Below are 23,876 nucleotides of genomic sequence, written 5' to 3' on the forward strand. Positions count from 1 at the left end.
CAGCAATCATGATCGCGGAGTTCGGCGCGCTCGCTGCCGGCTTGAGCAGGGGCAGCGCGACCGTCGTGCTCAGCCTGATCTCCGCGGCGGTGTGGGGCACCAGCGACTTTCTCGGCGGGGTGGCTGCGCGACGCCTGCACTCGGCCGGCGTGGTGCTGATCTCGCACGCATTCAGCCTGTGCATGCTGGTGTCGCTCGCGCTGGCGATCCACTCGCCACTGCCGGACCGCACGTCTGCGATCTACGGCCTGATTGCGGGGCTCACCTGCGGCACGGGCGTGATCGTGCTCTACCGCGCGCTCGCACTCGGCGGCATGGGGCTCACGGCGGCCATCAGTGGGGTGACCGCAGCGGCGCTGCCCGCCATCTGGGCCTTCGCGACCGAAGGCCTTCCGTCGCGCACACAGCTCTCCGGAATCGTACTCGCCGCAGTGGCAATTTGGCTGATCGCGCGCTCCCCCGGGGCCGCTGCGTCCCGGCCCGCGATGGTGATGGGCGCAGTCGCCGGCGCCAGCTTCGGCGCGCTCTTTATCCTGCTGAAGCTCGCCGGGCGCGGTGGGGTCCTGTGGCCGCTGGCCTGCTCGCGCCTGGTCAGCGCGTCGCTGGCGGCCCTCTTGTTTCTCCGATGGCGCGCACGCACCGATGCAGGAACGGAGCCGGCGGCTTCGTTCCGCTGGTGGCCGCTGATCGGCCTGCTGGCCCTTACCGGCTTTCTGGATGCAGGCGGCAATTCCCTCTACACGCTGGCGACGCGCCTGGGCCGGCTGGACATCGCTGCGGTGCTCGGCTCGCTCTATCCGGCAGGCACCATCGTGCTGGCCGCGCTCATCCTGAAGGAGCGCACGACCCGCACACAGGCCTTCGGCATTGCGCTCGCCATGGGTGCCGTGTTGCTGATTTCGAGTTAGCCCTGCGGGCCGAAGGCGAGCTCTCCGCGCAATGTCGTCACGGCCTGGCCGCGCAGCCGGACCCGCTCGTCCGCAAGCTCCAGCAGCAGCCGGCCACCGCGCGGCGACGCCTGGTACGCGCGCAGCTCCTGCAGTTCCAGCCGGCCCATCCAGTACGGGGCAAGCGCGCAATGCGCGGAGCCCGTCACCGGATCCTCATCGATGCGCAGACGCGGATAGAAGCAGCGCGAGACGATGTCCGCATCGCTGTTGGCTGACTGCGCCGTGACGATGACGCCGCGCAGGTCGGCGGCGACCGACAGATCGACGATGGCCTTCATATCCGGCCGAAGGGAGCGCACCGCGGTCTCGCTGCGCAGCTCGATCAGGTAATCCATACGATTGCGTCCTGCCCAGACGATATCGCTGCCGAGCGCGGCCGCGAGCGCCGGCGACGCTGCGATCGGCGTCGCTGGCTCGGCGGGGAAGTCGAGCTCGATCCACACCGCGCCGCTGACGTCACGCTGGTCTGCCGTGAGCAGGCCGCTGCGCGTGTGGAAGCGCGCCTGTGCCTTGCGTCCGAGTGCGCCCGACTCCCACAGGTAATGCGCGCTCGCAAGCGTGGCGTGGCCGCACAGGTCCACCTCGCCGCCCGGTGTGAACCAGCGCAGGCTGTAGTCGCCGCCCTGGCGCAACAGGAAGGCTGTCTCGGCGTGATTCAGCTCGATGGCCACGGCTTGCATCCAGGCGTCGGCGACAGGCGCGCTGAGCAGGCACACCCCGGCAGGATTGCCCCGGTAGGGCACGGCAGTAAACGCGTCAACGACAGCAATCGGCTGCGGCATGGGATGGATGATAACGGCGGCGGATGTGCGGTTCGTTACAGCGGGTTTGTGAGCACGGCGGGATGCTGCTCCGCGAGGTGCAGGATGAGTTCACCGAGCAGCGTGTTCGCCCAGGCAAACCAGGCGCGGGTGTAGTCGGCCGGGTTGTCCTTGTGGAAGGACTCATGCAGGAAGTGAGTGCCGGCCGTGGTGTCGCGCAGGGTGCGCAGACACGCGCGAATCTCCTGCTCGTCGTTGGTCGTGAACGCACGGAACAGGATCGACATGGGCCAGATGTAGTTCAGCCCCTGGTGCGGACCGCCGACGCCCTCACCCGCTTTGCCGCGGAAAAAGTACGGATTGTCCGGGCTCAGCACCCATGCCCGGGTGCGCTGGTATACAGGGTCGTCCACCGCGCAGCAGCCCAGGTAGGGCAGCGACAACAGGCTGGGCGCATTCGCATCGTCCATCAGCAGAGTGTTGCCGTAGCCGTCCACCTCGTAGGCCCACACCACGTCACCGTTACGGTTGCGTGTCTGGCCAAACTGCGCCAGCGTGGTCTCAATCTCCGTCGCAAGCCCAAGACACGTCGTGGCCAGATCGACGTCGTTCAGCGGCCCGTTCGCCAGGTCGGCGATCTGCCGCAGGCTGACCATCGCGAACAGGTTGGCGGGGACGAACAGCGGATACACGCACGCATCATCGGACGGCCGGAACATGGAGTAGATCAGCCCCACCGGCCGCGCCGGGTTGCCATAGCCGCCGAGCGGGAGCGTGTCGTACGGGTTCGCCGTGCTGCGCTGGAAGTGGTAGGGACCGCGTGCGTCTTTCTCTGGCGCAGCGGGATTCGGGAGGCGCTGCTGCACGAGGAACGTCTCGACGATGCGGTGCGCGGAGAGCCGCCACTGCGCATCGAACGGCGCGCCGTCGCCGGTTGCCTTCCAGTAGCCATGCGCCAGCCGCACTGTGTAGCAGAGTGAGTCGATCTCCCACTTGCGCTCGCCGACACCCGGCTTGTGATCCGTGTCATCGTGCACGGCCCAGGAGAGTGGCGGATCGTCCGGGCTGCGCAGAAAAGCGTTCGCGTACGGATCGAGCAGGATCGCTCGGCTCTGGCGGCGGATGACGCCTTCGATCAGTCGCGCGAGCTGCCGGTCCTCACGCGCAAAGCGCAGATAGGGCCAGACCTGCGCGGAGGAGTCGCGCAGCCACATGGCGTCGATATCGCCAGTAATGACGAACGTGTCGGGGTGGCCGTCGGCGGTGCCGGGAAACACCGTCGTGTCGAGCGTGTTGGGCAGACAGTTGCCGAACATCAGCCGCAGCTCAGGATCGGCGATGCGCGCGCCGACGCGCGTGATGGCAGCCTCAACGGCCGGCGATGTGAAGTGGCGATCGCCAGGGGCGGGACGCTGATGCAGGTCCGTGGGCTTGATCTGCGCATGCGAATGCAGCGCGGGCGCGAGCGCCGCATTCAGCCGAGCCGACTGCGAGGCCGTTGCCGGGACTGCGGCAGTGGCGGCCACGGCGGCCGCGCTGCCCAGGAAGGCGCGGCGGGAGACGGCGCCAGGAGCGAGAGGGCGTTTGTGCATACCCCGGCTAAGACGCGGCGACAGGCGTCGCGGGCCGGCCCAGGGCCTCTTCATCGAACGTGAGCGGCAACAGGCAGGCGCCCAGGATGCCCGCGTCCGAGCCAAGTTCGGCGCGCCGCACGAAGCTCCGGCCCGGGGTATCGAGCGGCTCACCGGGCTTCGCCGCCGTGGGGCGGTACACGTAGCTGCATCGATTCATCTCTTCAAACATGGCCGGGGCGAAGAGATCCCACGCATTCGAAAGCCCGCCGGCAACGACATACAGCGGCAGGTTGAGGATGTTGGCCGTGCTGCCCAGGGCATAGCCCACCGCGATGCCCACGCGGTTGAAGATGGCCTGCGCCGCATGGTTTCCGGCCTGCGCTGCATCGGCGATCATGCGCGCGGTCCACTCCGAAGGCGGTGCGGGGATGGCGGCCAGAAGGCTGGGATCGTTCCCTTCTCTGGCCATGCGAACGACTCCCGTGGCCGACGCAAACAACTCCACGCAGCCGCGGCTGCCGCAGGGGCACGAAGGGCCGTTGAGATCGATGCTGACGTGCCCCGCCTCACCCGCCATGCCGTTGTTGCCGTGCCAGATGCGCCCGTTGAGCACGATGCCGTTGCCCACGCCGGTGCCGAGTGTCAGCATGCAGAGCGAGTGGATGCCCGCAGCGCGCGCCGAGCCCAGCTCGAACTCAGCCAGCGCCGCCGCGTTCGCATCGCTCTCGAGGAAGATGGGCTGCCCGATCGCGCTCTCGACGGCCTCACGGAGATGGAAGCCATCCCACCCGGGGAGATTTGGTGGATTGCGAATGATGCCTGCCGGAAGCTCCAGCGGTCCGGGCGAGCCAACGCCGATGCCGATCGTCTGCCCGGCCTGAGTGAACCGGCTGCGTAAGGCGATGACCGCTTCCTTCAGATCGTGGACGACGCGTTCACGGCCTTGTGACAGCCGCGTGGGCAGCGAGATCAGCTCTTCCAATTGCCGTCCGCCGCGATACGCGGCCACGCGCAGATTGGTGCCGCCGAGATCCACACCGAGTGAGAACTGAGCTTCAGATGACATGCTCTTTGAGTCCGTTGACCATTTTGCCTGAAGCGCGACAAATCCGCCGCGCTGCTGTGCTGCCCTGTTGTAGAGTTGCCCAGACGCTCGGCCCCGCTTTCCCGCATCTGCAACCGGCATACCGACAGACGCGCGGGGTCGTCGCCTACTCTACACCGGATGGTCGGATGCAGATCTCGCTCGCTGACTGGATTGTGATCTTCGCGTATTTTGCGCTCAATCTTGGCATCGGTTTTTATTACTACCGCCGCGCCAGCGGAGACATCAGCGAGTTCTTCGTCTCCGGCCGCAGCGTGCCCTGGTGGCTGGCCGGCACCTCCATGGTGGCCACCACCTTCGCTGCAGATACGCCCCTGGTGGTCACCGGGCTGATCTATCGACAAGGCATTGCCGGCAACTGGGTGTGGTGGTCGCTCGCGCTCTCCGGCATGCTGACGGTATTTTTCTTCGCGCCCATGTGGCGGCGCTCCGGCGTGCTTACGGACATGGAGTTCATCGAGCTCCGCTACGCCGGCAAGAGCGGCGCATTCCTGCGGGGCTTCCGCGCGCTGTATCTCGTGTTCCTGGTCAACACGCTCAGCATGGGATGGGTGAACCTGGCCATGGCCAAGATCCTCTATCTCACGCTTGGCCTGAATAAGCTGACCGCCGTCTTTCTGTGTCTCACGATCACGCTCATCTATAGCGCCATCTCCGGCCTCTGGGCGGTGCTGTGGACCGACATGGTGCAGTTCATCCTCAAGATGACCATGGTGATCCTGCTCGCCTACTTCGCCGTCCAGGCAGTCGGCGGGCTGCACGCGCTCGAGATGAAGGTGCACGCGCTCGACGCGTTGCACCAGGGCGCCACCAATGTCGCCTTCCGCACGATGGACTTCATCCCCTCGCACGGCACGCCGTTCTATCTGCAGTTCCTGGTGCTGCTCAGCGTCAACTGGTGGGCCTCCAGCTATCCCGGTGCCGAGCCGGGCGGCGGCGGCTACATCACGCAGCGCATCTTCTCCGCGAAGGACGAGAAGAACTCCCTCGGCGCAACGCTCTGGTTCAACGTCGCCCATTACGCGCTCCGTCCATGGCCGTGGATCCTCACCGCACTTGTCGCGGTCGTCATCCTGCCCAACGCCGCGGACAAGGAAGGCGCGTTCATCGTCATCATGAATCGCTACCTGCCGGCCAGCCTGCGCGGGCTGATGCTGGCCGGCTTCGCTGCGGCGTACATGTCCACCATCGGCACGCAGATGAACCTGGGCGCCAGCTACCTGGTGAACGACGTCTACAAGCGGTTTATTTCCCCGGATCGTGACGATCGCCATTACGTGACCGCATCGCGCTGGGCCACGCTGCTGGTCACGGTGGTCTCTGCAGTCGCGACGTTCTACATGACGTCCATCGGCGCCGCCTGGAAATTCCTGATGGCCATCGGCGCCGGCGCCGGACTGGTCTTCATCCTGCGCTGGTTCTGGTGGCGCATCAATGCCTGGACCGAGATCAGCGCCATGGTCGCTGCCGCCTGCTCGTCCCTGCTGCTCGAGTCGCCCCTGGCCTCGGGCCTTGTGGACCGGCTGCGCGCGATCGATCCCCTGCTGCCCGCAGGGCCGCTCAATCCGGACGATGCGCATGGCTTCGCGTGGATTCTCGGCATCGCCACCGCGATCACCACGCTGGTATGGCTGCTGACCACGTTGCTCACGAAGCCCGAGCCGGAAGAGAAGCTGCGCGAGTTCTACGCCAAGGTGCGACCGGCAGGTCCTGGCTGGGGTCCCATCGCGCCGCTTGAAAATGGCCCGGTGCGGGGCATCCTGGGGCCCTCGTTTGTTCACTGGATCCTCGGCCTCGCGCTGGTCTACGGCACGCTGTTCGGCACGGGCGATCTGCTCTTTGGCCGCATGATGCAGGGCGTGCTGCTGCTCGTCCTCGCAGTTGGCAGTGCCGGGCTGCTCTTCTGGAACCTGAATCGGACCGGCTGGACGACCTTCCGCTAGCCTGGCCTGGCTCAACAATGCAACGCAATTCGCAGCAACAAGGAGTGGTGGAGGATGCGCGGGCTCAGCTTGAAGTGTGGTATCGCATGTGTCGCGGCAGCAATGCTCACGGGGAGTAGCACCATGCTGGCTCAGGAGTCCGGCAGCGGTACTGCCACGACGCAGATAGACCAACTCGGCCTGATGCCCGTGCCGGCTCACCTGACCGAGGGTAGCGGCGCGTACACACTGCAACCGGGCCTCAAGGTCGCCTTCGCCCACGTGCACAACGACCGGCTGGAGGCGGGCGTGGCGCGCGCCATGATGCGTCTGCAGTTTGCGACCGGCGTGCCGCTGCCCCACCTGCCGGCGCGCTTCTCGACCGATACCGCCGGCGCGGGACTCATCATCGACGTGCGCAGCGCCGGCGAAGCCGTGCAGTCCGTTCACGAGGATGAGACGTACTCGCTCACTGTCACCCCGCAACAGATCACCTTGCGTGCCGCCACTGTGGTCGGCGCCTTCCACGGCCTCGAGACGCTGCTGCAGCTCGCGCACTTCGAGAACGGGGCAGTCGTGATCCCCGCGGTCTCGATTGAAGACTCGCCGCGCTTTCGCTGGCGCGGTCTGCACATCGACGTCAGCCGGCACTTCGAGCCAATCAGTGTGATCGAGCACAACCTGGACGGCATGGCCATGATGAAGATGAACGTCTTCCATTGGCATCTGAGCGACGACCAGGGCTTCCGCGCGGAGAGCAAGGTTTACCCCAAGCTGACTGGGCTCGGTTCGAACGGCGACTACTACACGCAGGAGCAGATGCGCGGCGTGGTGGCCTATGCGCGGGCCCGCGGCATCCGCGTGGTGCCTGAGTTCGATATGCCGGGCCACACCGTGAGCTGGCTCGTGGGCTATCCGCAGCTCGCCAGCAGCAAGGGTCCGTTTCACCTGCCAGATGTCGCGGGCATCCACGACGAAGCGCTCGATCCGACCCGCGAAGCAACATACGTCTTCCTCGACCGGCTGATCGGGGAAATGGTGCGCATCTTTCCGGACGCGTACTTTCACATCGGCGGCGACGAGGTCGAGGGCAAGAACTGGCTCGAGAACCCGCGCATCGCGGCGTACATGAAGCGGAACGGGTATAAGACACCCGCCGAGTTACAGAATTACTTCAGCAAGCGCGTGCAACGCATCGTCGAGAAGCATGGCAGGACGCCGATCGGCTGGGACGAGATCTTCGTGCCCGGGCTGCCGAAGAGCGTGGTCGTGCAGTCCTGGCGTGGTGTCGATTCACTGGCCGCCGCCGCGAAGCAGGGGTACCAGGGCATCCTCTCCGCCCCCTACTACCTGGACGCGCAGAAGACGAATGAGCAGATGTATCTGGCTGATCCGATCCCGGCGAACACGACGCTCGATGCCGAGCAGCAGAGGCTGATCATCGGTGGCGAGGTCTGCATGTGGGCCGAGCAGTTGAACGCGCGCACCATCGATTCACGCATCTGGCCCCGCACCGCAGTCCTCGCGGAGCGCTTCTGGTCCGCGCAGTCGGTGCGCGATGTGCCGTCGATGTACCGCCGACTGCCCCGCGTCTCGATCGAACTCGAGCAGGCCGGACTCACGCACCTGACCGGACCCGCGATGATGCTGCGCAGCCTGAGCGGGCAGCTCGATCCGGCTGCGCTCGACACGCTCGCTGGTGTGCTCGAGCCCGTCAGCTTCAGCGATCGCTATGAGGGGCAACACACGGACGGCAACACGCCGCTCGATCGCCTGGTGGATGCTGTAGTCGCCGACCCGCCATCACGCTTTGAGATCGCGCGCGATGTGGACGCGGTGCTCAACAACGGCGGGAACAGCGCATCGGCGGCAGAGCGGCTGACGCAGCGCTTCCTTGCGTGGCAGCAGATGACGCCCGCGCTGGTCGCACAGATGGGCGCGAACCCACGGATGAGCGACGCCGCTGTGCGCGCGGGACAACTCGGTGAACTGGCCGGTGTGGGTCTGCAGGCACTTGCGAAAGCGACCAACAGGACAGCGGGGAACCAGCAGTTCGCGGCTTCGCGGGATGCACAGCTCGCATTGATTGCGAGCGCACGCAAGCCCGCCGCACTGGTACGCTTCACCTTCCTCGACGCGCTGCAAAAGCTGGTCGAGGCAGAGAAGTAGGACAGCTGGCAGAGTAAGCGCCCGAGCCTACTCCGCCAGCACCGCCTTCGTCAGGTTGCGCGGCCGGTCGACATCGATGCCGCGCCGCACAGCCGAGTAGTACGCGAGGAACTGCAGCGGAATCACCTCCGCGATCGGCAGCAGGTGCTCCCGCGTGGCGACAACCGGTACAAAGTGCGTCGCCACTTCCGCGACTGCACGGTCCCCTACATTGCCCAGCGCGACGACGTTTGCGCCCTGCCGCTTCAGATCCGCCAGCAGTTGCAGGCTTTTCTCATAGCGCACCACCGACGCCGGCTCCGCGCCGTCCACGGTCGCAATCGCCACCACCGCAGCATTCGCGCCGACCAGCGCATTGGGCCCGTGCTTCAGCTCGCCCGATGGATAACCCTCCGCCTGCAGGTAGGCCGACTCCTTCAGCTTGAGCGCTCCTTCCCGCGCGATCGCGTAGTGAATGCCGCGGCCGATATAGAGATACGTCTCGGACTCCGCGAGCGCGGCCGCAATCTGCTCCATCTGCTGCTCCCACGCGGCAAGCTGGCCCTCAATCTGCTCTGGCAGCCGAGCGAAATCAGCCAAGTGCCCGCGCAGCTGCTCTTCCGTCCGCGTCTTCAGCGCACAGCCAGACGCGAGCGCAATCAGGTTCAGCACCAGCAGTTGCGCGGTGAAGCTCTTGGTCGCCGGCACCGCAAGCTCCTGGCCGGCCGCCGTGGGCAGGCTGATCTCTGCCTCGCGCGCCATGGTCGAGCCCTCGACATTCGTCACCGCGATGGTGCCGTGTCGGCGCCGGTTCGCCTCACGCAGCGCTGCCAGCGTGTCCGCCGTCTCTCCCGACTGCGACACGACAATGACGCCAGGGTTGGTGAGCGTATTGACCTCGCGATAAACGTACTCGCTCGCATACTCCACATCCACGGGCATCCCGCTCACGTCTTCCAGCATGATCTCGCCCGCGAGCGACGCGTGGCGGCTGGAGCCGGACGCAGCGAACACGACTTCATGATGATCGCGAAACCACGCGTACACGGAGGCGAACTGCGCCTCGTCCAGCATGCCGTCGCGCACGTAGCGCGTCAGTGTCGCGGCCAGCGCGGTGGGCTGCTCGTAGATCTCGCGCAGCATGTGGTGAGGAAACTGCCGTGGGGTTGCGGTAGGCGTCATCGCTTGCTCTCGCGCTCTCCAAAAATGTCAGTGCGCTGCGGTCCCGGCGTACACCTGGAACTCGCGGATCTGTATGGGACCGCTTGCGGCCAGCACGCGCAGTCGCACCGCGGTCGCCGCAACCGGCGGAAAGATGTCGATCTTCTTGTGGCCGATGGCCTGTGCCTGCGCGACCTCGCGCCATTGTCCATGCTCTTCCACATCCACAGCGTATCGCGTGATGTGCTGGCCGTCATTCAGGCGCTCCATGGCGAGCGTGCGGTCGATCGTCACCGGGTCCGCGAACCGCACCGTGATCACCGCGGGCGTGTGATTGCCATCGGATGCCGCAGGCGGCTCCCACCACGTGTCCGTATCACCATCGAGAGCGGCATTCTCATCGTCGGCCGCTCGCTGTCGCCGAAGCGCGAGGTTGTCGCCGTAGATGGCGCGCAATCGGGCGCCGAACTCCGCGAGCCGCGCGACATCCGCCGCGGGCAGTTGGCCCGTGTTGTCCGGCGCAAGGCCGAGCATGAACTGCGCTCCGCGGCCGACCGTCACGTTGTACTCATGCACCAGCTCATCGACCGACTTGAGCGTCGCCTCGTCGTGCGGATGCCAGAACCAATGCTCCCGGTGCAGCGGTGTGTCCGATTCAACGGGACGCCAGCGCAGATAGCCGCTGCGGTCGACCACGTTCCAGTTCTCGAAAGTGACGCTGCCCTCTTCGTTGCCCACCCAGCGTATGTCCGCGTACTGGAACAGCTCGAGGTCCGCAAACACCAGCGCATTCGGCTGATAGTTGTGCAGCCGGTTCGTGATGGTCGCGAAGTCGTACGTGCGCCCGGCACTGCCCGCGCCATCCAGCCAGAACTCGGTGAGCTCTCCGTAATGCGTGGCCAGCTCATCCAGCTGAGCGAGATAGTAGCGGTCGTAGGCCGCGGGATTCTTATACCGCGGATCGTGGCGATCCCACGGCGATAGGTAGATGCCGAACCGCAGCCCATGCGACCGCGCGCTGTCGGACGCCATGCGCACCAGGTCGCCCTTGCCGCCCATCCACGGGCTTGCCTTGACGCTGTAATCGGTCTGCGCGCTGGGAAAGAGCGCGAAGCCATCGTGATGCTTGGCAACCAGCACGACATACCGAATGCCCGCCGATTTGGCCGCCGCCATCCACTGATCCGTGTCCACATGCTGCGGATGAAACACACTCGCCGGGGCAGTCCCGTCGCCCCACTCACGATCGAGAAACGTATTCGTGCCGAAGTGAATGATCGCTCCCATTTCCAGGTCCTGCCACGCGACCTGTTGTGGTGTCGGCTTCATGTCGACGGCGTTCTGCGCCTTCACCGGCGCGCTCATCGCAACCGTCGCACCCAACGTGAGCGCGATCGTCATACTTCGGGTGGCGCCGATCATTTCCAGGTGATCCGGTACACGTACGCGTACTCGCCTGGGGCCGTCGATGGCACGTGGATGTGCAATCCGTCGGCGTGCTGCTCGAATGCGAGCGGCTGCCCTCCTCCGAGCAACTGCACAGTCGCAACATCGCGGCTGCCGGGGACAGACCCCAACGCGTGCACCACGGCTTCACCCTGCTTCGGCCATGCCATCTCGATCGCGTAAAGCGTGTCGCCCTTCGTGGTGAAGCGGAAATCCTCCGCGGTATAGGGCTGGTTCGCAGTGTCATGGAACTGGCCTGCTTCGAACTTGGTCGGGCCCTCGCCAAACTGCCGCCACGGTCGCGTGCCGTAGATCGCGTCGCCATTCACCTTTAGCCAGCGGCCCACGCCGAGCAGCGTCTGTGCAGCGCCGTCAGGAATCGTTCCATCCGGACGCGGGCCCACATTCATCAGCAGGTTGCCGTTCTTGCTGACGACATCGGCAAGCTGCTGCACCACAACGAGCGGCGTCTTGTACGTGTCGTTCTCGACGTAACCCCACGACTCGTTCGAGAGCGATGTGTCCGTCTGCCACGCCAGAGGACGGATGTCGCCCAGGCCGCCGCGCTCCACATCAAGCGTGGCCGAGTGCTCCGCCATGTTGCTGAGCTTCGAAAAGAGCACGACCTGCTGGTGATTTGCTGCCGCAGAATCGTAGTAGAAGGTCGCGAACCGCTCGAGATAGCTGCGGAAGTCCGACTGGCCAACCCACCAATCGAAATAGATCAGGTCTGGATGATACTTCTCGACGATCTCTGCCGAACGCGCCAGCCAGTCATCGCGAAAGGCGGTCGACACATACGTGAAGTCGTGCGTCAGGTCGCCGACATCGCCGTGATCCGCGCCATTCAACTGTGCTGGACCGTAGAAGGCGGCGTACTTCGGATCGTTCACATCGGAGTTGAAGTGGCGTCCGCCATCGAAGAACCAATCGTGCTCTGCACGGTGAGAGGATGCGCCCAGGTGCATGCCCTGCGCACGCACCGCCTTGGCCAGATCGCCGAGCACATCGCGCTGCGGACCCATCTTGCCCGCGCACCAGTCCGTCAGGTTCGACATGTACATGGGAAAGCCGTCGTGATGCTCCGCCACCGGCACCACGTAGCGCGCACCCGCATCGTGAAAGAGCTGCGCCCACGCCGCTGGGTCGAATTTCTCTGCGCGGAACTTCGGAATCAGGTCCTTGTAGCCGGACTGGCTCTGCGGGCCGTACGTCGCGATGTGGTGCGCGAAATCAGGTGAGTCCTGCTGATACATATTCCGCGAGTACCACTCGCTGCCGAAGCCCGCGACCGAGTAGACGCCCCAGTGAATGAAGATGCCGAACTTCGCATCGCGAAACCAGTCTGGCGCGGTGTACCCATTCAGACTCTGCCAATCATTCCGGAAAGGACCAGCCGCAATCGTCTTCTCCACATCGCCGAGCAGCCGCTGACGCTCTCCGTCGTACTTCGCATTCGCCGCACGCCACTGCGCATCGATCTGCTCCGGCGTCAGCACGCCAGCGGTGGGACTGGTCGGCGACGAGGCACTTGTCTGTGCTGCAGCAATAAGTGAGCAGGAGAGCAGGACGCATGCACCAGCGATGAGTTGTGCGGATCGGGACATTCGAGGCAGCTCCATCCTGCCCGTGTCTGCGGGCAGAGTACGATGTGCAGCAGACGAGCGCCGCTGCGCTGACCAATCTACACTGCCGCGCACGATTCCCTGCTCCCGATGATGGAGGCTCCTCTGATTTCGTTGACTCGCCTTCGGCACCGCCTGCTCACGGCAACTTTCCTCGTGTTCTGCGCAGCGTTGCCGGCGCACCACGCCACTGCGCAGCAATCGCCGCCAACGACCAAGTGGGCCATCGCTGTCCACGGCGGCGCAGGGGAGGAGGAGTGGCAGCACATGGATGCCGCGACCGCCGCCGCCTACCGCGCATCACTCGACCACGCGCTTGCCGCGGGCAGCGCCGTGCTCCAGCATGGCGGCCGCGCGATCGATGCGGTGCAGGCTGCCATCCAGGTGCTTGAGGACGACCCGCTGTTCAACGCCGGACGTGGCGCGGCCTTCGACGCGCTCGGCCGCAACGAGATGGACGCCGCCATCATGAACGGGGCGACGCTTGAAGCAGGCTCCGTCGCCGGGGTGAGCGCGACGAAACATCCGATCACGCTGGCACGCGCGGTGATGGAGCACTCGCCGTACGTGATGATGGTTGGCCCCGGCGCGGACGCCTTCGCTGTCAGCCAGCACCTGCCGCAGATGCCGCCGTCGTACTTCTTCACCGAAATGCGCTGGCAGGAGTTGCTGGGTGTTCTCCACAGCCAGGGCAAGCCGGCCCCGCCGCGCCCGGCAGGCGTGCCCGCCGCACGGCAGGCCCGTGCGTCTGCGTCCGTGTCCGCCTTCGCACATCGCTTCGGGACCGTGGGGGCCGTCGCGCGCGATCGTCACGGCGACATCAGCGCCGGTACGTCGACCGGAGGCATGCAAGGCAAGCTGCCAGGCCGCGTCGGCGACTCGCCCGTGATCGGCGCGGGTACGTACGCGGCGAACAACGCGTGCGCGGTCTCGGCGACCGGCGTCGGTGAATACTTCATCCGGCTCAGCGCCGCCAAGGAGATCTGCGCGCTGGTCGCGCTGAAAGGCTTGTCGCTCAGCGCCGCCGCAGACCAGGTCATTCGGAACGAGGTTGGCAAGCTGAAGGGCGGCGAGGGCGGCGTGATTGTGCTCGACCAGACCAGCGGGCCCGTGTGGAGCTTCAACACGCTGGGAATGTTCCGCGCGCGCCAGATCGAAGGCAGCGCGCCGGAGATTGTCGTTCGCTAGTCGGTATGTGTATCTGCTACGCGTACTTTTCGAGGGCTGCCGACAGCGTCAGCGGTGTCGGGTCCACCTGGCCGGCAGGCGCTCGCGGTGCGATCAGCACGGCATGGCTCTGCCCTTCGCGCCATGCCAGGAATGTCACTCGTCCGGGCTCCGTGATGCGGGCGGTGTCCAGCCAGACATAATAAGCCGCCATCTCGGCGTCGCGCAGTGAGCCCTCAGGATCGGGCACTTCCACATTGCTCGCTGCGTCAAACAGCTGGTTCAATGTGCGCTGCCGCTGGCGCGGAGCGAAGCGCACCAGCATGCGGCTGGGCTGCGCGCGCCGCAGCGTCTCCCGCGCTGCCCACTGGACAAACGAGGTGCTGTAGATCTGCGTGCCGGAGCCCTCGGCAAACAAACGCGTGATGAAGTGCTGCAGACGCGGATCACGGTTCTGCTTGTCGGCTCCCGACTCTGCGGGCGTCAGTGCGGCCAGCTCCGTGCGCATTGCCTCGGGTCCGCCGGGGCCAGCGTGCGTGAAGCGATTCATCCGCTCCAGCATGGCTTCGCGCACTGGCCGAAGCTGCGCGTACGAGAGCAGGTTTTGCGCGTCGGCGTGAAGCGGCCACGGCTCGCCGCCATCGATGTACCAGCGACTGTAGGGTGCGGGCGCAGGCTGCGTGGCCAGCCGGGCCTGCAGCTCGGCAGGCGTCTGCGCCGTCCACGCAAGCGAACGCAGTGTCACGCCATGCGGCGCGAGCTTGCGAAACAGGCGCGGATCATCTGCCGTCGCATCTTTGCCCACGATCACGACCACCATGCGATCCTGCGGTGCGGTGTTCGCATCCGGCGGCACCGCGAGTAGATCGCGCGCGGCCCGGCGATATGTATCGATCTGGCTCGAAGACCAGAGTGATGCAGTGATCTGCTCGAGCGCCCGCTCCGGCGCGCCCACCCAGTCGCTCGTCGCAATTGCGTCCGGCAGCGTGATCAGCCGAAAGGGCGCGAGTTTCGCCGCACGCTCGTCGGCCGGCATCGAGACGAGCCACGCGCACTGCCGCTCAAAGGTGCGCCGCTCCGCAGGAAAGCGCCAGTCGTACGTGATGATCTCGCGCAGAAATGCGGGCGCGACCGCGAGTGGCAACTGCTGCAACAGCGCGAGATGCTGGATAGCGAAGGCGCGCCCTTCCGGCGGATAGCCGCCGAAGCTGCCATCGCTCAGCGAGGCTGGCGTGAGCGGAGCCATGGTCAGACCAGCTCCTCGATCGGCCTGCCCTGGACCAGCGGTGTCTCGAAGCCGTGGCGTCTGCCCAGCGTCGGCACCAGGTCGATGGGCTGAATCGCTCGATCGACAGTTACGTTCTGCCGGATACCTGGACCCATCGCGAGCAGCCAGGTGGTGCGCGCCATCGCTCCACCGGTGCGGTGATGTTGAAATCCGTTGCCGCCCGGATCGCCGTCCGCGTCGCGCCCGAAATCCGGCATGATGAACAACGCGGTCTGATCCTTGTACTCCGGCATTGACTGGATGGTGTGCCACAGATCAGCGCAGATCCGATCCGCCCGCTGTATCGCGTCGACATACAGCGAGTAAGTGCCCGCGTGCGCCACGTCCATGTCATGCAGCGTGATCAGCAGCAGCGAGGGCGAGACCTGCGCCATCAGCCGCCGCGCAATCGAGAGCGACAGCTCATCCGCGCTATCGAGCGCGCGAGCGTCGCGGGTGAAGTCTTCAATCGAGAGCCGCAGGGTGGAGGCTAACTGCTCCAGGTGCAGCTCGCCATCACTCGCCGACAGCGACGGCTGATACACCGGCATCTCGTAGTTGTCTTCAAGCAGGTGCTCGTAATCCACCAGCGAGTGCGCCCGCTGCTGGCTGACCGCTGCCGTGAGCAACTGCTTCGGCAGGATCACGCCTGCACCCTGGCCCTGATATCCACCGTGACGGCTGAAACCGATCTGCTGGAAGCCGTTGCTCGGCGCGATCACCCACGCGTCCTCAACGGGTCGGCTGAGCCCACGCCGAAAATACTCGAAGACCGTTGGATTGCCAGTGGGCTGGGCGATGAAGTTATCGAACGTCTCGTAGCACCCGGTGACGATGCCAGCCGTGGCGACGTAGTGGCCGAGGATGCCGCGGTTCACCACCTGCGTGAAGAACGTGCCCTGCGGGATCAGCTCATTCAACAGATGCGGAATGTTCTGCTGCCCTTCAACAGCGAAGGTCTCCTCATCGCGAGCGCCGCCGCCAAACGTAACCACGATAGATCGCGGCCGGGGGCGGACCGCAGCAGCGAAGGCGGAGGGAACCAGTGTGGAGGCCGCGGCAGCCGACATCGTGCCGGCGACGAGTTGCAGGAACTCGCGCCGCGTGCGACTGCGCAGCTGCGTGGCGAACGCATCGTGACTGGTGCTGCGAAACATCGGTGTGGGCCTTGCGCCGACTCTACACATCCGGAGCGCTGCCTCACAAGGGCCCGTCAGCCAAATCATTGGCTGCGGTATGTTGGTCGGCATGGCGGACTCCCGCGTGTCTGAGATCAGGGCAGCCCAAACACCACGATTAGAAATCTGCGCCGAGACACTCGCCGCGGCGCATGCTGCCTCGCAAGGCGGTGCCGACCGCATCGAGCTCTGCGCGGAGCTCTCCGGCGGCGGCGTGACACCGAGCCTTGGCCTGGTGGAACAGGTGTTGACGCGCGTCACCGTGCCGGTTCATTGCATGATCCGCCCGCGAGCCGGCGATTTCCGCTACAGCGATGGCGAGTTGCACGCCATGCGGCGCGATATCGAACTCGTGAGGCATGCAGGCGCGGCTGGCGTCGTCCTCGGGGTGCTCACTGAGCAGGCCACGGTAGACGTCGACGCAACCCGCAGGTTGATCGAGGCGGCGCGCCCCATGCGCGTCACGTTTCATCGTGCGTTCGACATCACAGGCGACCTGGACCGGGCACTCGATGCGGTCATCGAGACGGGAGCGGACATCCTGCTCACCTCCGGCGGCCGCGAGCGGGTGACCGATGCGCTGGATACGGTGGCCCGCCTCGTCGAGCGCGCGCAGGGGCGCGTCGAGGTCATGGCCGGCTCCGGCGTCCGGCTGGACAATGCACGGCGCGTGCTCGAGGCTACCCGGGTCGACGCGCTGCATACATCGTTGCGGCGCGGCGCTCCCACTCACGATCGACCAGCACTGCCGGGCCTCGCGCCTGCCGGAACAGTGCAGGCGGACGAGGTGCGGCTGCTCGCCTCGTTGCTGCGGTCGCAAGCGCTTCCTGGGGCGGAGGGCACGGCAGACACACCGCTGCGCCCGACCGGCGTCTAAGCTTTACGGTGATGATGACCTTGGACAGCACGGAGCCGCTTCAACCATTCACGACGAAGAAGGCGAGACGGTCCGGAGTATCGCTCCTCCGGGCGGCAGGCGTGGTGCCGATGATCGCCTGTTTTATGCTTTCGGGCGCGAGCGCGCAGGCACAGGCGCTGATTCCCCCATCCCCGCAGTCTGCCGCGCCTGCCGCGCCGGCCGCGCCTACCTCGACAAGTACGGATCAGAGTCCGCAGCCGGATACGCCGCCGCAAGCGCCATCGGCTCTGCCCGGCTCCGCCCCGGAGGGCGCACATCCCGCGACCCTGCCCGCGAAGTCCGCCGTGCAGACCATCCCAATGCAGCAGCCCAGCGCGGAGCGGCTGAAGGCGCGCAAGAGCAGCTACCGCCTGAAAGTGCAGGGCACGGACTGGGTAGACACCAAACTCGTGGTCGCACCCGGCGACTCGCTGACCATCTCGGCCAGCGGCGACGCGACACTCGCCGACGGACGGAAGGTGACCCCCGACGGATCGGAACGCGGATGGAAGGACCTGCTGCGGCAGTTTCCGGACAACAGCGCGCCCGCCGGAGCGTTGGTCGGCCGCATCGGCACCGAGGGGGCAAGCGTGCCCTTCGCGATCGGCGCCAGCAAGACCGTCCCGGTGGACACCAGCGGCGAACTGTTTTTGCGCATCAATGCGAGCTCCGACCTGACGCCGGATGGCAGCTACTCAGTTTCGATTGACCTGAACCAGCACACGCGGCAGGCCAAGGCGCAGGCAGCCGTCGAGACGACCGCCGCGCTGGCCATCTCGCCCACCACATTTGCCTCGATTCCCCGCCGGGTCGAGGACCAGGACGGCCATCCCGGCGACATGGTGAATTTCGCGCTGCTGGGAACGGCGGAGCAGGTGCAGAAAGCCTTCCAAAACGCGGGCTGGGTCCAGGTGGACAGCAACAAGCAGGACGCCGTGGTGCACGGTCTGATGGCGACGCTCCAACACAAGGCCTACCTCGAGATGCCGATGAGCACGCTCTTCCTCTTCGGCCGCCCGCAGGACTTCTCCTACGCGCGCGCCGACCCGATCACGGTCGCGGCCGAACGGCATCATCTGCGGGTGTGGAAGACCGATCAGACTGTCGATGGAAAGCCGCTCTGGGTTGGCTCGTCGACGCACGATGTGGGCTTCGAGCGCGATCAGCGCAACAACGGGGTTACGCACAAGATCGATCCTGACATCGACAAGGAGCGCGACTTCATCGAGCAAAGCTTCGCCGCAGCGGGCGACCTGCAATCGGCGGCCTATGTGCTTCCGCCGCACCCGCTGACCGAGGCACACACCGCGACCGGGGGAGACTTCCATTCCGACGGCCGGCTGGTGGTGCTGAACCTGAAGTAGGCGGGCGGCAAGAACTGCTGCCGCCGGAAGTGGCGGTCGCGCAGTCGCGGCGCGAGCTTAGACCGCAGCGGAGGGCAACGCGACCAGAGGCTCAGCGGCGAGCCCTTGCAGACCACCGGTTCCCCGCGTTCCACCCTTGTGGCGATCCGCCAGCAGGCGACCGACCGACGAGGCGGGCAGCGGTCGGGCGAAGTAGTAGCCCTGCACGCGATCGCAATCCAGCTGCCAGAGCCGGCGCAGCTGCTCTTCTTCTTCCACTCCCTCGGCGACGACCAGCAGACCCAGGCTGTGCGCGACAAAGATGATGGCCTGCACGATCGCGATCGTGCCATCCGGCTGGTTGAGGCGCGCGACAAACGAGCGATCGATCTTCAGCGTCTGCACGGGAAGCTGGTGCAGTCGAGCCAGCGATGAGTAGCCGGTGCCGAAGTCATCGACCGAAAAGTGAATGCCGGTGCGCGCAAGGGTGTCGATCTGGCGAGCGACCTGGCCGACATCCCGCATCACCGTCGATTCCGTGACCTCCATCTCGAGCGCGGACGGAGCGAGGCGGTGGTGGTGGAGGCGCTCGACGACATAGCTTGAGAAGTCGAAGCGCGAGAGCTGCAGCGGCGACACGTTGAAGGCGATGCGGACGGGGTGATAGCCGAGGTCCTGCCATTCCCGAGCCTGCCGGCAGCACTCATCGAGCACCCAGTTGCCGAGTGGCACGATCAATCCGCTCTCTTCCGCGATCGGGATGAACCGATCCGGGTAGATCATGCCGAGTTGCGGGTGTCGCAGGCGGACCAGTGCCTCCAGCCCGCAGAGCTGACCATCGCGCATATATTGCGGCTGGTAGTGCAGCTCCAGGCCGCCATCCTTGAGCGCGCGGCGCAGGTACTTCTCGAGTTCGGTCGCCTCGAGGGTCGCCGCCGAGATCTCCTGGGTCACGTGCATGTACTGGTTGCCGCCAGCCTTTTTGGCCCGGTACATGGCGGTGTCGGCGTCGCGCCAGAGCAGCGCGGCATCCTTGCCGTGGTCCGGATAGACCGCGATGCCGATGCTGGCCCCAAGTTCCAGCTCGATGCCGTTGTGGCGGTACGGCTCGGACAGGCTCTGGAGGATTTCAGCCGCCAGCCGCTCGGCGTCATCGAACTCCGCAATCTGGTGCAGCAGGACCGTAAATTCCTCGCCGCCGGTGCGGGAGACCGTGTCGACGGCACGCACCCGCGAGCTCAGCCGCCGCGCGATCTCCTTCAGGCAGACATCGCCGATCCCATGGCCGTAGGTGTCGTTGATCTGCTTGAAGCGGTCGATGTCGAGACAGATGAGAGCGGCACGCTGCCCGTACCGGTACGCGTAGGCGAAGGTCTGGGTCATGCGGTCTTCGAGCAGGGCGCGGTTCGGCAGCCCGGTCAGCACATCGTGGTTCGCCTGGTAGACCAGCTGCTCGTGGAGGCGATCGCGCTCAGTCACGTCCTGCATCAGCGAAAACGTCACCGTGCGGCCTTCGAATTCCATCTGGTGCGAGGCGATGTCGACGAGCAGAAAGCTGCCATCCTTGCGCTGGTGTCGCCACGGGCCGTTCAGTGTGCTGTCGGTGGTGCGGCGCAGCTCCGCAACCAGCCGGTTGAACTCCTCACCCGGCCGGATGTCCGTCATTGTGAGCTGCAGAAACTGCTCGGCCGTGTACCCGTACTGACGCTGCGCCGCCTCGTTCACCTGGAGAAAGGCGAGCGTCTCGGTGTCATACATCCACATCGGGTGCGGGTTGGACTCGAACAGCATGCGGTAGTGCGCGCCGGCGGCCTCCGCATTGCGGATCTCTTCTTCAAGCAGCGTCAGGATCATACCGACCGCCGCCATGTACTTCGGCAGGTTCCAGAGCTCAGCGGGAAGCTGAAGGGCGGGGAGCAGCGCCGCGAGCATGCCGGCAGTGCTCCACACGCCGGCCCAGGTATACAGGCTGAGCACCACCGTCCGAACCCCGGCGGTGTAGCGGGTGACGTCAAAGCTGTAGAGCAGCGCCAGCAGCGCGAACACCTGCGTGAGGATGACGCTGATGATGGCATCGTCCTGGTGGTGCTGGATGGCGTAGCCCAGCCAGATCGAGCAGCCCAGCACGCACAGGCAGAGCACGAGGAACAAGCGGCGCCGATGCACCGCAACGCGCCATGCCACCAGCAGGGTAGCGCCCTCACCGGCAATGGCCCAGAGCGGCAGGAAGCGATTTCCCGCCGGCAGGAAGCAGGCAGCGGCCAGCGCGGCCAGCCACGGCACACCAAGGCAGACCAGGACAGCCAGCCAGCGACCCGTCACATAGCGCACATAGCTGGTGGAAAGAACGAAGAAGATGCCGCCCAGCACCAGCGAGCCCAAGACGGCGAAGTCCTGCAGGGCGTGGCCGGTCGGCGTCGCCGGGCGCAACAGCAGGCCCGCGAAGTGGACCAGGATGAGGCACCAGGCGATCAGCCAGTAGCGCACCCGCAGTGAAGGTCGTTTCCTGTAGACGGAGGTGAACAGCAGCACCATCGCGCCCAGTGAGAGTAGATCCAGAGTTCCGCTCATCCGTGACCTGTACCCCAACCAGTGACCGGGCGAACTCGGTACCCGACACAGCGGGCGGACCACAACCGAGGCCTGTGAAGTATTTCGACGGTAACCGGGCTTCCCATCAGTCTCAATATCACGAAAGTTCCAAGCTGCTGAAGGACATAACCTTGGGTCCCAGTTCCTTGGTTACTGATGAGGTATAGCTGCCAGAAAACAGCGCGAGCCGCTGCCCTATGAAGGCAGCGGCTCGCCCGCTCTACAGAATCTAGTGCTTCGGCGGGTGCGACACTCCTTCGCCGACAGGTCCCTTCTGATCGGTCCCCCGGTGCTGCTGCCTGGCGTATTGCTGGCCGTGGATCTTGATCTTCGTCTCGTCGATCCGGCCTTCGGTCGGCTGGTCGAAGATCGCTCCGGGGGCGAGCAGGAACGTCTGCACCTGGCGTCCCGATGTAGTGCTCGTCCGGACGTCCACGCGGCTCGGGTCAATGCCCTTCTCGGCCGCGAGGTAGGCGCGTGTGTTCATGGCGCGCTCCGCCGCGGTGAGCTGGCCATCGGCCTCGCTGTCAGAGTGCTCGCCGATCAGAACCAGTCGTGCATCCGGCTGGTGCTCCAGGGTGAGCGCGATGTCGTCCAGGCAGGCGCGGCCTTCGTTATCCACACGCGCCGGACGCCGCATATCGCGGTTGAAGTAGACCGTGCAGAGCGGCTGAGCCTTCGGAGCAGGCGGCAGCGCGGGCGGCGCGATCGTCACTTCGGTGGTCGCCACGGCTGTGCGGCCCAGGTCATCCTGCACCTTGCAGGTGATGTTCGCGACACCCGGCGGCAGGCCGTCCGTGTGCAGCTGCGCGGTATCGTTCGTGCCGCTGATCTGGCCTTCAGACGTCGTGTAGCTGTACGTGAGCTTGCGCTGCGCAACGCTGGTCGCGTAGGCGGTAATGGTGGACACCTGGCCTGGCGTCACCGTGGACGGGTCAGGCGAGCACTTCAGAGTCGGCGCAGGCGATTCCTTCACCGTGTAGTTGGCCGAGCACTGGGCAAACTGCTTGCCCTTTTCCTTCAGGGAGATGTGGGCGGTCGCGTGGTACGTGCCCGCGGCAAGCCCGGTGGTGTCGACGAAGATCACCGGACCGAAGCCCTGCTGCTTGCCGCCATTCAGCTGCCAGGTGAAGAAGAAGGGGTGCTTGGTGCGGTCCTTGTAATTGCGAAGAGTCGCCGCGAGGGTGACCCGCTCACCGGCGAAGACGTCGGCCGGAGTGGCGTCGCAGGCCAGGCTCTTCGAGGGAATCGGGTTCATCTCGCCGAAGCGATAGACCAGCCCGGCAGAGAGGCGGAGTGCGCTCGGACTTTGCGTGCCCCCGGCCAGATCGTACGGCAGCAGCTTGCCTTGATCAGCGTGCATGTAGCCGTAATCGGCCTGCACGGCGCGCAACGCGAGATGCTCATGCGTGTGCGGGATCAGCAGATCCACGCCGCCCCCGCCGTTGAAGCCGTAGCCCCACTTGAGCGGCTGGAACTTGGGCCCGGCGATGTCCGCTCCACCGGCGGTGAAGTGCAGAAACGGGATCACTCGCTGGCCGAGGAAGAAGCGGTACACCGGACCGGCCTGGGCGGTATAGAACGAGTCAGTCAGGCCACCGAGCTGCACGAAGGGCGGCGCAGGCGAGACGCCGGTCGTGCCGAGCGGGTACTCGCTGTGCGAGAACTCGGCCTGCACGCCGAAGTGGCGGCTGAAATAGTAGGTGCCGCTGGCGATGTAACCGCGCGTGTTCTGCTCGGGGAACTTGTACGTGCCGACACTGCCGCTGGGGCGCAGGTAGCTGTAGCCGCCGAAGATGTCGACGCGCGATGCCGGCGGTGGCTCCGCATCGTTGACCTGCGGGGAGGGCAGCGATGGATTGGTGGCCTGGTTCTCACCAGCCGGCGCAGTCGTCGGGGACGTGCTCGGAGCGTCTCCAGCGGGAGCCGGTGCGGCACTGTCCGGCGAGGGCGTTGCCGGCGCGTTCTGGTCGGGCGCGGGTGCCCCAGCGGGGGGCTGAGCCGGAGCGTCGGGAGCAGGAGTAGACGGGGCGGCAGACGGAGCAGGGGTCGCGTCCGGTGCGGCAGGTGTGGACGGCGCTGGTGCCGGAGTGGACGGCGCCTGGGGCGCGGCAGACGCATCCGGCGTCGGGTTTGCGGGTGCCGCATCGGGTGCTGGTGCACCGGGTGCGGGGGTCTGTTGTGCCGGCGGTGTGGCGGTCTGCGGGGTGGCCGGAACTGCAGGGCTGTCGGCTGGCGCGGTCGTCTCAGCGGCTGGGGCGACGGTTGCCGGCGCTGACGGGGCAGTAGCAGGGGTCGATTCCGTGGCTGCCGCCTGCGCGGCTGCGGGCGCGGGCGCCGCATCCGCACTGACCGCTGCCGGGCTGGACGCTGCGGCAGGCTTCCCGTCCGGCGAGGTCTCCGACTCTGGCGTGACTGGCTCCGGGTTGGCGACACCCGTGGCAGAGGGTTCGGGCTGAGACGCGGCGGGAGAGGCTGCTGCCGGCGCTTCGCTTGCTGCGGACGCTGCTGCCGACGGGGCAGGACTCGCCGACGGGGCGGGAGTCTCGGCCGCGGGCGCTGCTGCCGCGACAGGCGCAGGAGCTGGTGCAGGCGTTTCGGCTGCCGGTGCGGGAGCGCTCGCCGACGACGGGACGTTCTCCGGCGGGGCAGATAACGTCTGGCTTGGCGCGGCCGGTGCGGGAGCGTTGGCCGGCACCAGGTAGAGCGTGGCATCGGCCGCTGGCGCTTCTGGTTGAT

The 23,876-nt window shown here is 66.1% G+C and carries 16 protein-coding genes; 6 read left to right on the plus strand and 10 right to left on the minus strand.

The window, feature by feature from the left end; all coding sequences use genetic code 11:
* The first annotated feature begins 8 nt into the window (after positions 1-8).
* Positions 9-908 carry an EamA family transporter gene (locus AC5IJH_RS00180; protein ID WP_491900760.1) on the plus strand — a complete coding sequence of 300 codons (900 nt, stop codon included), beginning with the start codon at positions 9-11 and terminating at the stop codon, positions 906-908.
* On the opposite strand, the gene AC5IJH_RS00185 is transcribed toward AC5IJH_RS00180, so the two are convergent.
* The 3 genes from AC5IJH_RS00185 to AC5IJH_RS00195 are packed head-to-tail and all read right to left on the minus strand — an operon-like array spanning position 905 to position 4,351.
* The gene (locus tag AC5IJH_RS00185) at positions 905-1,732 is read right to left on the minus strand and encodes a PhzF family phenazine biosynthesis protein (protein ID WP_491900761.1); all 828 of its coding nucleotides are present in this window, start codon (positions 1,730-1,732) and stop codon (positions 905-907) included. The genes AC5IJH_RS00180 and AC5IJH_RS00185 overlap by 4 nt on opposite strands.
* A 35-nt stretch (positions 1,733-1,767) precedes the next feature.
* Complete coding sequence (locus tag AC5IJH_RS00190; protein WP_491900762.1) at positions 1,768-3,303, minus strand: glycoside hydrolase family 125 protein; 1,536 nt, start codon at positions 3,301-3,303, stop codon at positions 1,768-1,770.
* A 7-nt stretch (positions 3,304-3,310) separates the two neighbouring features.
* On the minus strand, positions 3,311-4,351 hold the full coding sequence (locus AC5IJH_RS00195; RefSeq protein ID WP_491900763.1) for an ROK family protein: 1,041 nt from the start codon (positions 4,349-4,351) through the stop codon (positions 3,311-3,313).
* A gap of 167 nt (positions 4,352-4,518) precedes the next feature.
* On the opposite strand from AC5IJH_RS00195, the gene AC5IJH_RS00200 reads away from it, so the two are divergent.
* Positions 4,519-6,333, plus strand: a complete 1,815-nt coding sequence (locus tag AC5IJH_RS00200) for a sodium:solute symporter family protein (RefSeq protein WP_491900764.1) — start codon at positions 4,519-4,521, stop codon at positions 6,331-6,333.
* Between the two features lie 123 nt (positions 6,334-6,456).
* Positions 6,457-8,481 carry a beta-N-acetylhexosaminidase gene (locus tag AC5IJH_RS00205; RefSeq protein ID WP_491900765.1) on the plus strand — a complete coding sequence of 675 codons (2,025 nt, stop codon included), beginning with the start codon at positions 6,457-6,459 and terminating at the stop codon, positions 8,479-8,481.
* Positions 8,482-8,508: 27 nt separating this feature from the next.
* Here the strand turns inward: AC5IJH_RS00205 and AC5IJH_RS00210 are convergent, their stop codons facing one another.
* The 3 genes from AC5IJH_RS00210 to AC5IJH_RS00220 are packed head-to-tail and all read right to left on the minus strand — an operon-like array spanning position 8,509 to position 12,674.
* Positions 8,509-9,642, minus strand: a complete 1,134-nt coding sequence (locus tag AC5IJH_RS00210; protein WP_491900766.1) for an SIS domain-containing protein — start codon at positions 9,640-9,642, stop codon at positions 8,509-8,511.
* A 27-nt stretch (positions 9,643-9,669) separates the two neighbouring features.
* Entirely contained in the window at positions 9,670-11,043 is a 1,374-nt protein-coding gene (locus AC5IJH_RS00215) for an alpha-L-fucosidase (RefSeq protein WP_491900767.1), read from the minus strand.
* The gene (locus AC5IJH_RS00220) at positions 11,040-12,674 is read right to left on the minus strand and encodes an alpha-L-fucosidase (protein ID WP_491900768.1); all 1,635 of its coding nucleotides are present in this window, start codon (positions 12,672-12,674) and stop codon (positions 11,040-11,042) included. Before AC5IJH_RS00220 ends, AC5IJH_RS00215 begins: the two co-directional genes overlap by 4 nt.
* A 132-nt stretch (positions 12,675-12,806) precedes the next feature.
* Here AC5IJH_RS00220 and AC5IJH_RS00225 point away from each other — a divergent pair, with 132 nt between their 5' ends.
* Positions 12,807-13,880: an isoaspartyl peptidase/L-asparaginase family protein gene (locus tag AC5IJH_RS00225; protein WP_491900769.1), complete on the plus strand. Its 1,074-nt coding sequence runs from the start codon at positions 12,807-12,809 to the stop codon at positions 13,878-13,880.
* A 16-nt stretch (positions 13,881-13,896) separates the two neighbouring features.
* On the opposite strand, the gene AC5IJH_RS00230 is transcribed toward AC5IJH_RS00225, so the two are convergent.
* Positions 13,897-15,105 (minus strand): hypothetical protein, encoded by a 1,209-nt coding sequence (locus AC5IJH_RS00230; protein ID WP_491900770.1) that lies wholly within the window; start codon positions 15,103-15,105, stop codon positions 13,897-13,899.
* A 2-nt stretch (positions 15,106-15,107) separates the two neighbouring features.
* Positions 15,108-16,283, minus strand: coding sequence for a hypothetical protein (locus AC5IJH_RS00235; protein WP_491900771.1), 1,176 nt, complete (start codon positions 16,281-16,283; stop codon positions 15,108-15,110).
* 106 nt (positions 16,284-16,389) lie between these two features.
* Between AC5IJH_RS00235 and AC5IJH_RS00240 the strand changes: the two genes are divergently transcribed.
* Both AC5IJH_RS00240 and AC5IJH_RS00245 read left to right on the plus strand, forming a co-directional pair.
* Entirely contained in the window at positions 16,390-17,181 is a 792-nt protein-coding gene (locus AC5IJH_RS00240) for a copper homeostasis protein CutC (RefSeq protein WP_491900772.1), read from the plus strand.
* A 110-nt stretch (positions 17,182-17,291) separates the two neighbouring features.
* The gene (locus AC5IJH_RS00245; protein WP_491900773.1) at positions 17,292-18,566 is read left to right on the plus strand and encodes an LssY C-terminal domain-containing protein; all 1,275 of its coding nucleotides are present in this window, start codon (positions 17,292-17,294) and stop codon (positions 18,564-18,566) included.
* A 57-nt stretch (positions 18,567-18,623) separates the two neighbouring features.
* Here AC5IJH_RS00245 and AC5IJH_RS00250 read toward each other — a convergent pair whose 3' ends face one another.
* On the minus strand, positions 18,624-21,116 hold the full coding sequence (locus tag AC5IJH_RS00250) for a putative bifunctional diguanylate cyclase/phosphodiesterase (RefSeq protein WP_491900774.1): 2,493 nt from the start codon (positions 21,114-21,116) through the stop codon (positions 18,624-18,626).
* 250 nt (positions 21,117-21,366) lie between these two features.
* On the minus strand, positions 21,367-23,835 hold the full coding sequence (locus AC5IJH_RS00255) for a hypothetical protein (protein WP_491900775.1): 2,469 nt from the start codon (positions 23,833-23,835) through the stop codon (positions 21,367-21,369).
* Between the last annotated feature and the right edge of the window lie 41 nt (positions 23,836-23,876).

Origin of the sequence: Candidatus Dedyshia acidiphila, from assembly GCF_051025295.1 — a bacterium.
In the GTDB taxonomy this organism is placed as follows: Bacteria; Acidobacteriota; Terriglobia; order Terriglobales; family Acidobacteriaceae; genus KBS-83.

Bases quoted from the DNA above. Each gene is read 5' to 3' on its own strand.
- AC5IJH_RS00185 (WP_491900761.1), bottom strand. From the start codon at position 1,732: ATGCCGCAGCCGATTGCTGTCGTTGACGCGTTTACTGCCGTGCCCTAC.
- AC5IJH_RS00205 (WP_491900765.1), top strand. From the start codon at position 6,457: ATGCTGGCTCAGGAGTCCGGCAGCGGTACTGCCACGACGCAGATAGAC.
- AC5IJH_RS00190 (WP_491900762.1), bottom strand. From the start codon at position 3,303: ATGCACAAACGCCCTCTCGCTCCTGGCGCCGTCTCCCGCCGCGCCTTC.
- AC5IJH_RS00245 (WP_491900773.1), top strand. From the start codon at position 17,292: ATGATCGCCTGTTTTATGCTTTCGGGCGCGAGCGCGCAGGCACAGGCG.
- AC5IJH_RS00215 (WP_491900767.1), bottom strand. From the start codon at position 11,043: ATGATCGGCGCCACCCGAAGTATGACGATCGCGCTCACGTTGGGTGCG.
- AC5IJH_RS00230 (WP_491900770.1), bottom strand. From the start codon at position 15,105: ATGGCTCCGCTCACGCCAGCCTCGCTGAGCGATGGCAGCTTCGGCGGC.
- AC5IJH_RS00250 (WP_491900774.1), bottom strand. From the start codon at position 21,116: ATGAGCGGAACTCTGGATCTACTCTCACTGGGCGCGATGGTGCTGCTG.
- AC5IJH_RS00200 (WP_491900764.1), top strand. From the start codon at position 4,519: ATGCAGATCTCGCTCGCTGACTGGATTGTGATCTTCGCGTATTTTGCG.
- AC5IJH_RS00210 (WP_491900766.1), bottom strand. From the start codon at position 9,642: ATGACGCCTACCGCAACCCCACGGCAGTTTCCTCACCACATGCTGCGC.
- AC5IJH_RS00235 (WP_491900771.1), bottom strand. From the start codon at position 16,283: ATGTTTCGCAGCACCAGTCACGATGCGTTCGCCACGCAGCTGCGCAGT.
- AC5IJH_RS00180 (WP_491900760.1), top strand. From the start codon at position 9: ATGATCGCGGAGTTCGGCGCGCTCGCTGCCGGCTTGAGCAGGGGCAGC.
- AC5IJH_RS00195 (WP_491900763.1), bottom strand. From the start codon at position 4,351: ATGTCATCTGAAGCTCAGTTCTCACTCGGTGTGGATCTCGGCGGCACC.
- AC5IJH_RS00220 (WP_491900768.1), bottom strand. From the start codon at position 12,674: ATGTCCCGATCCGCACAACTCATCGCTGGTGCATGCGTCCTGCTCTCC.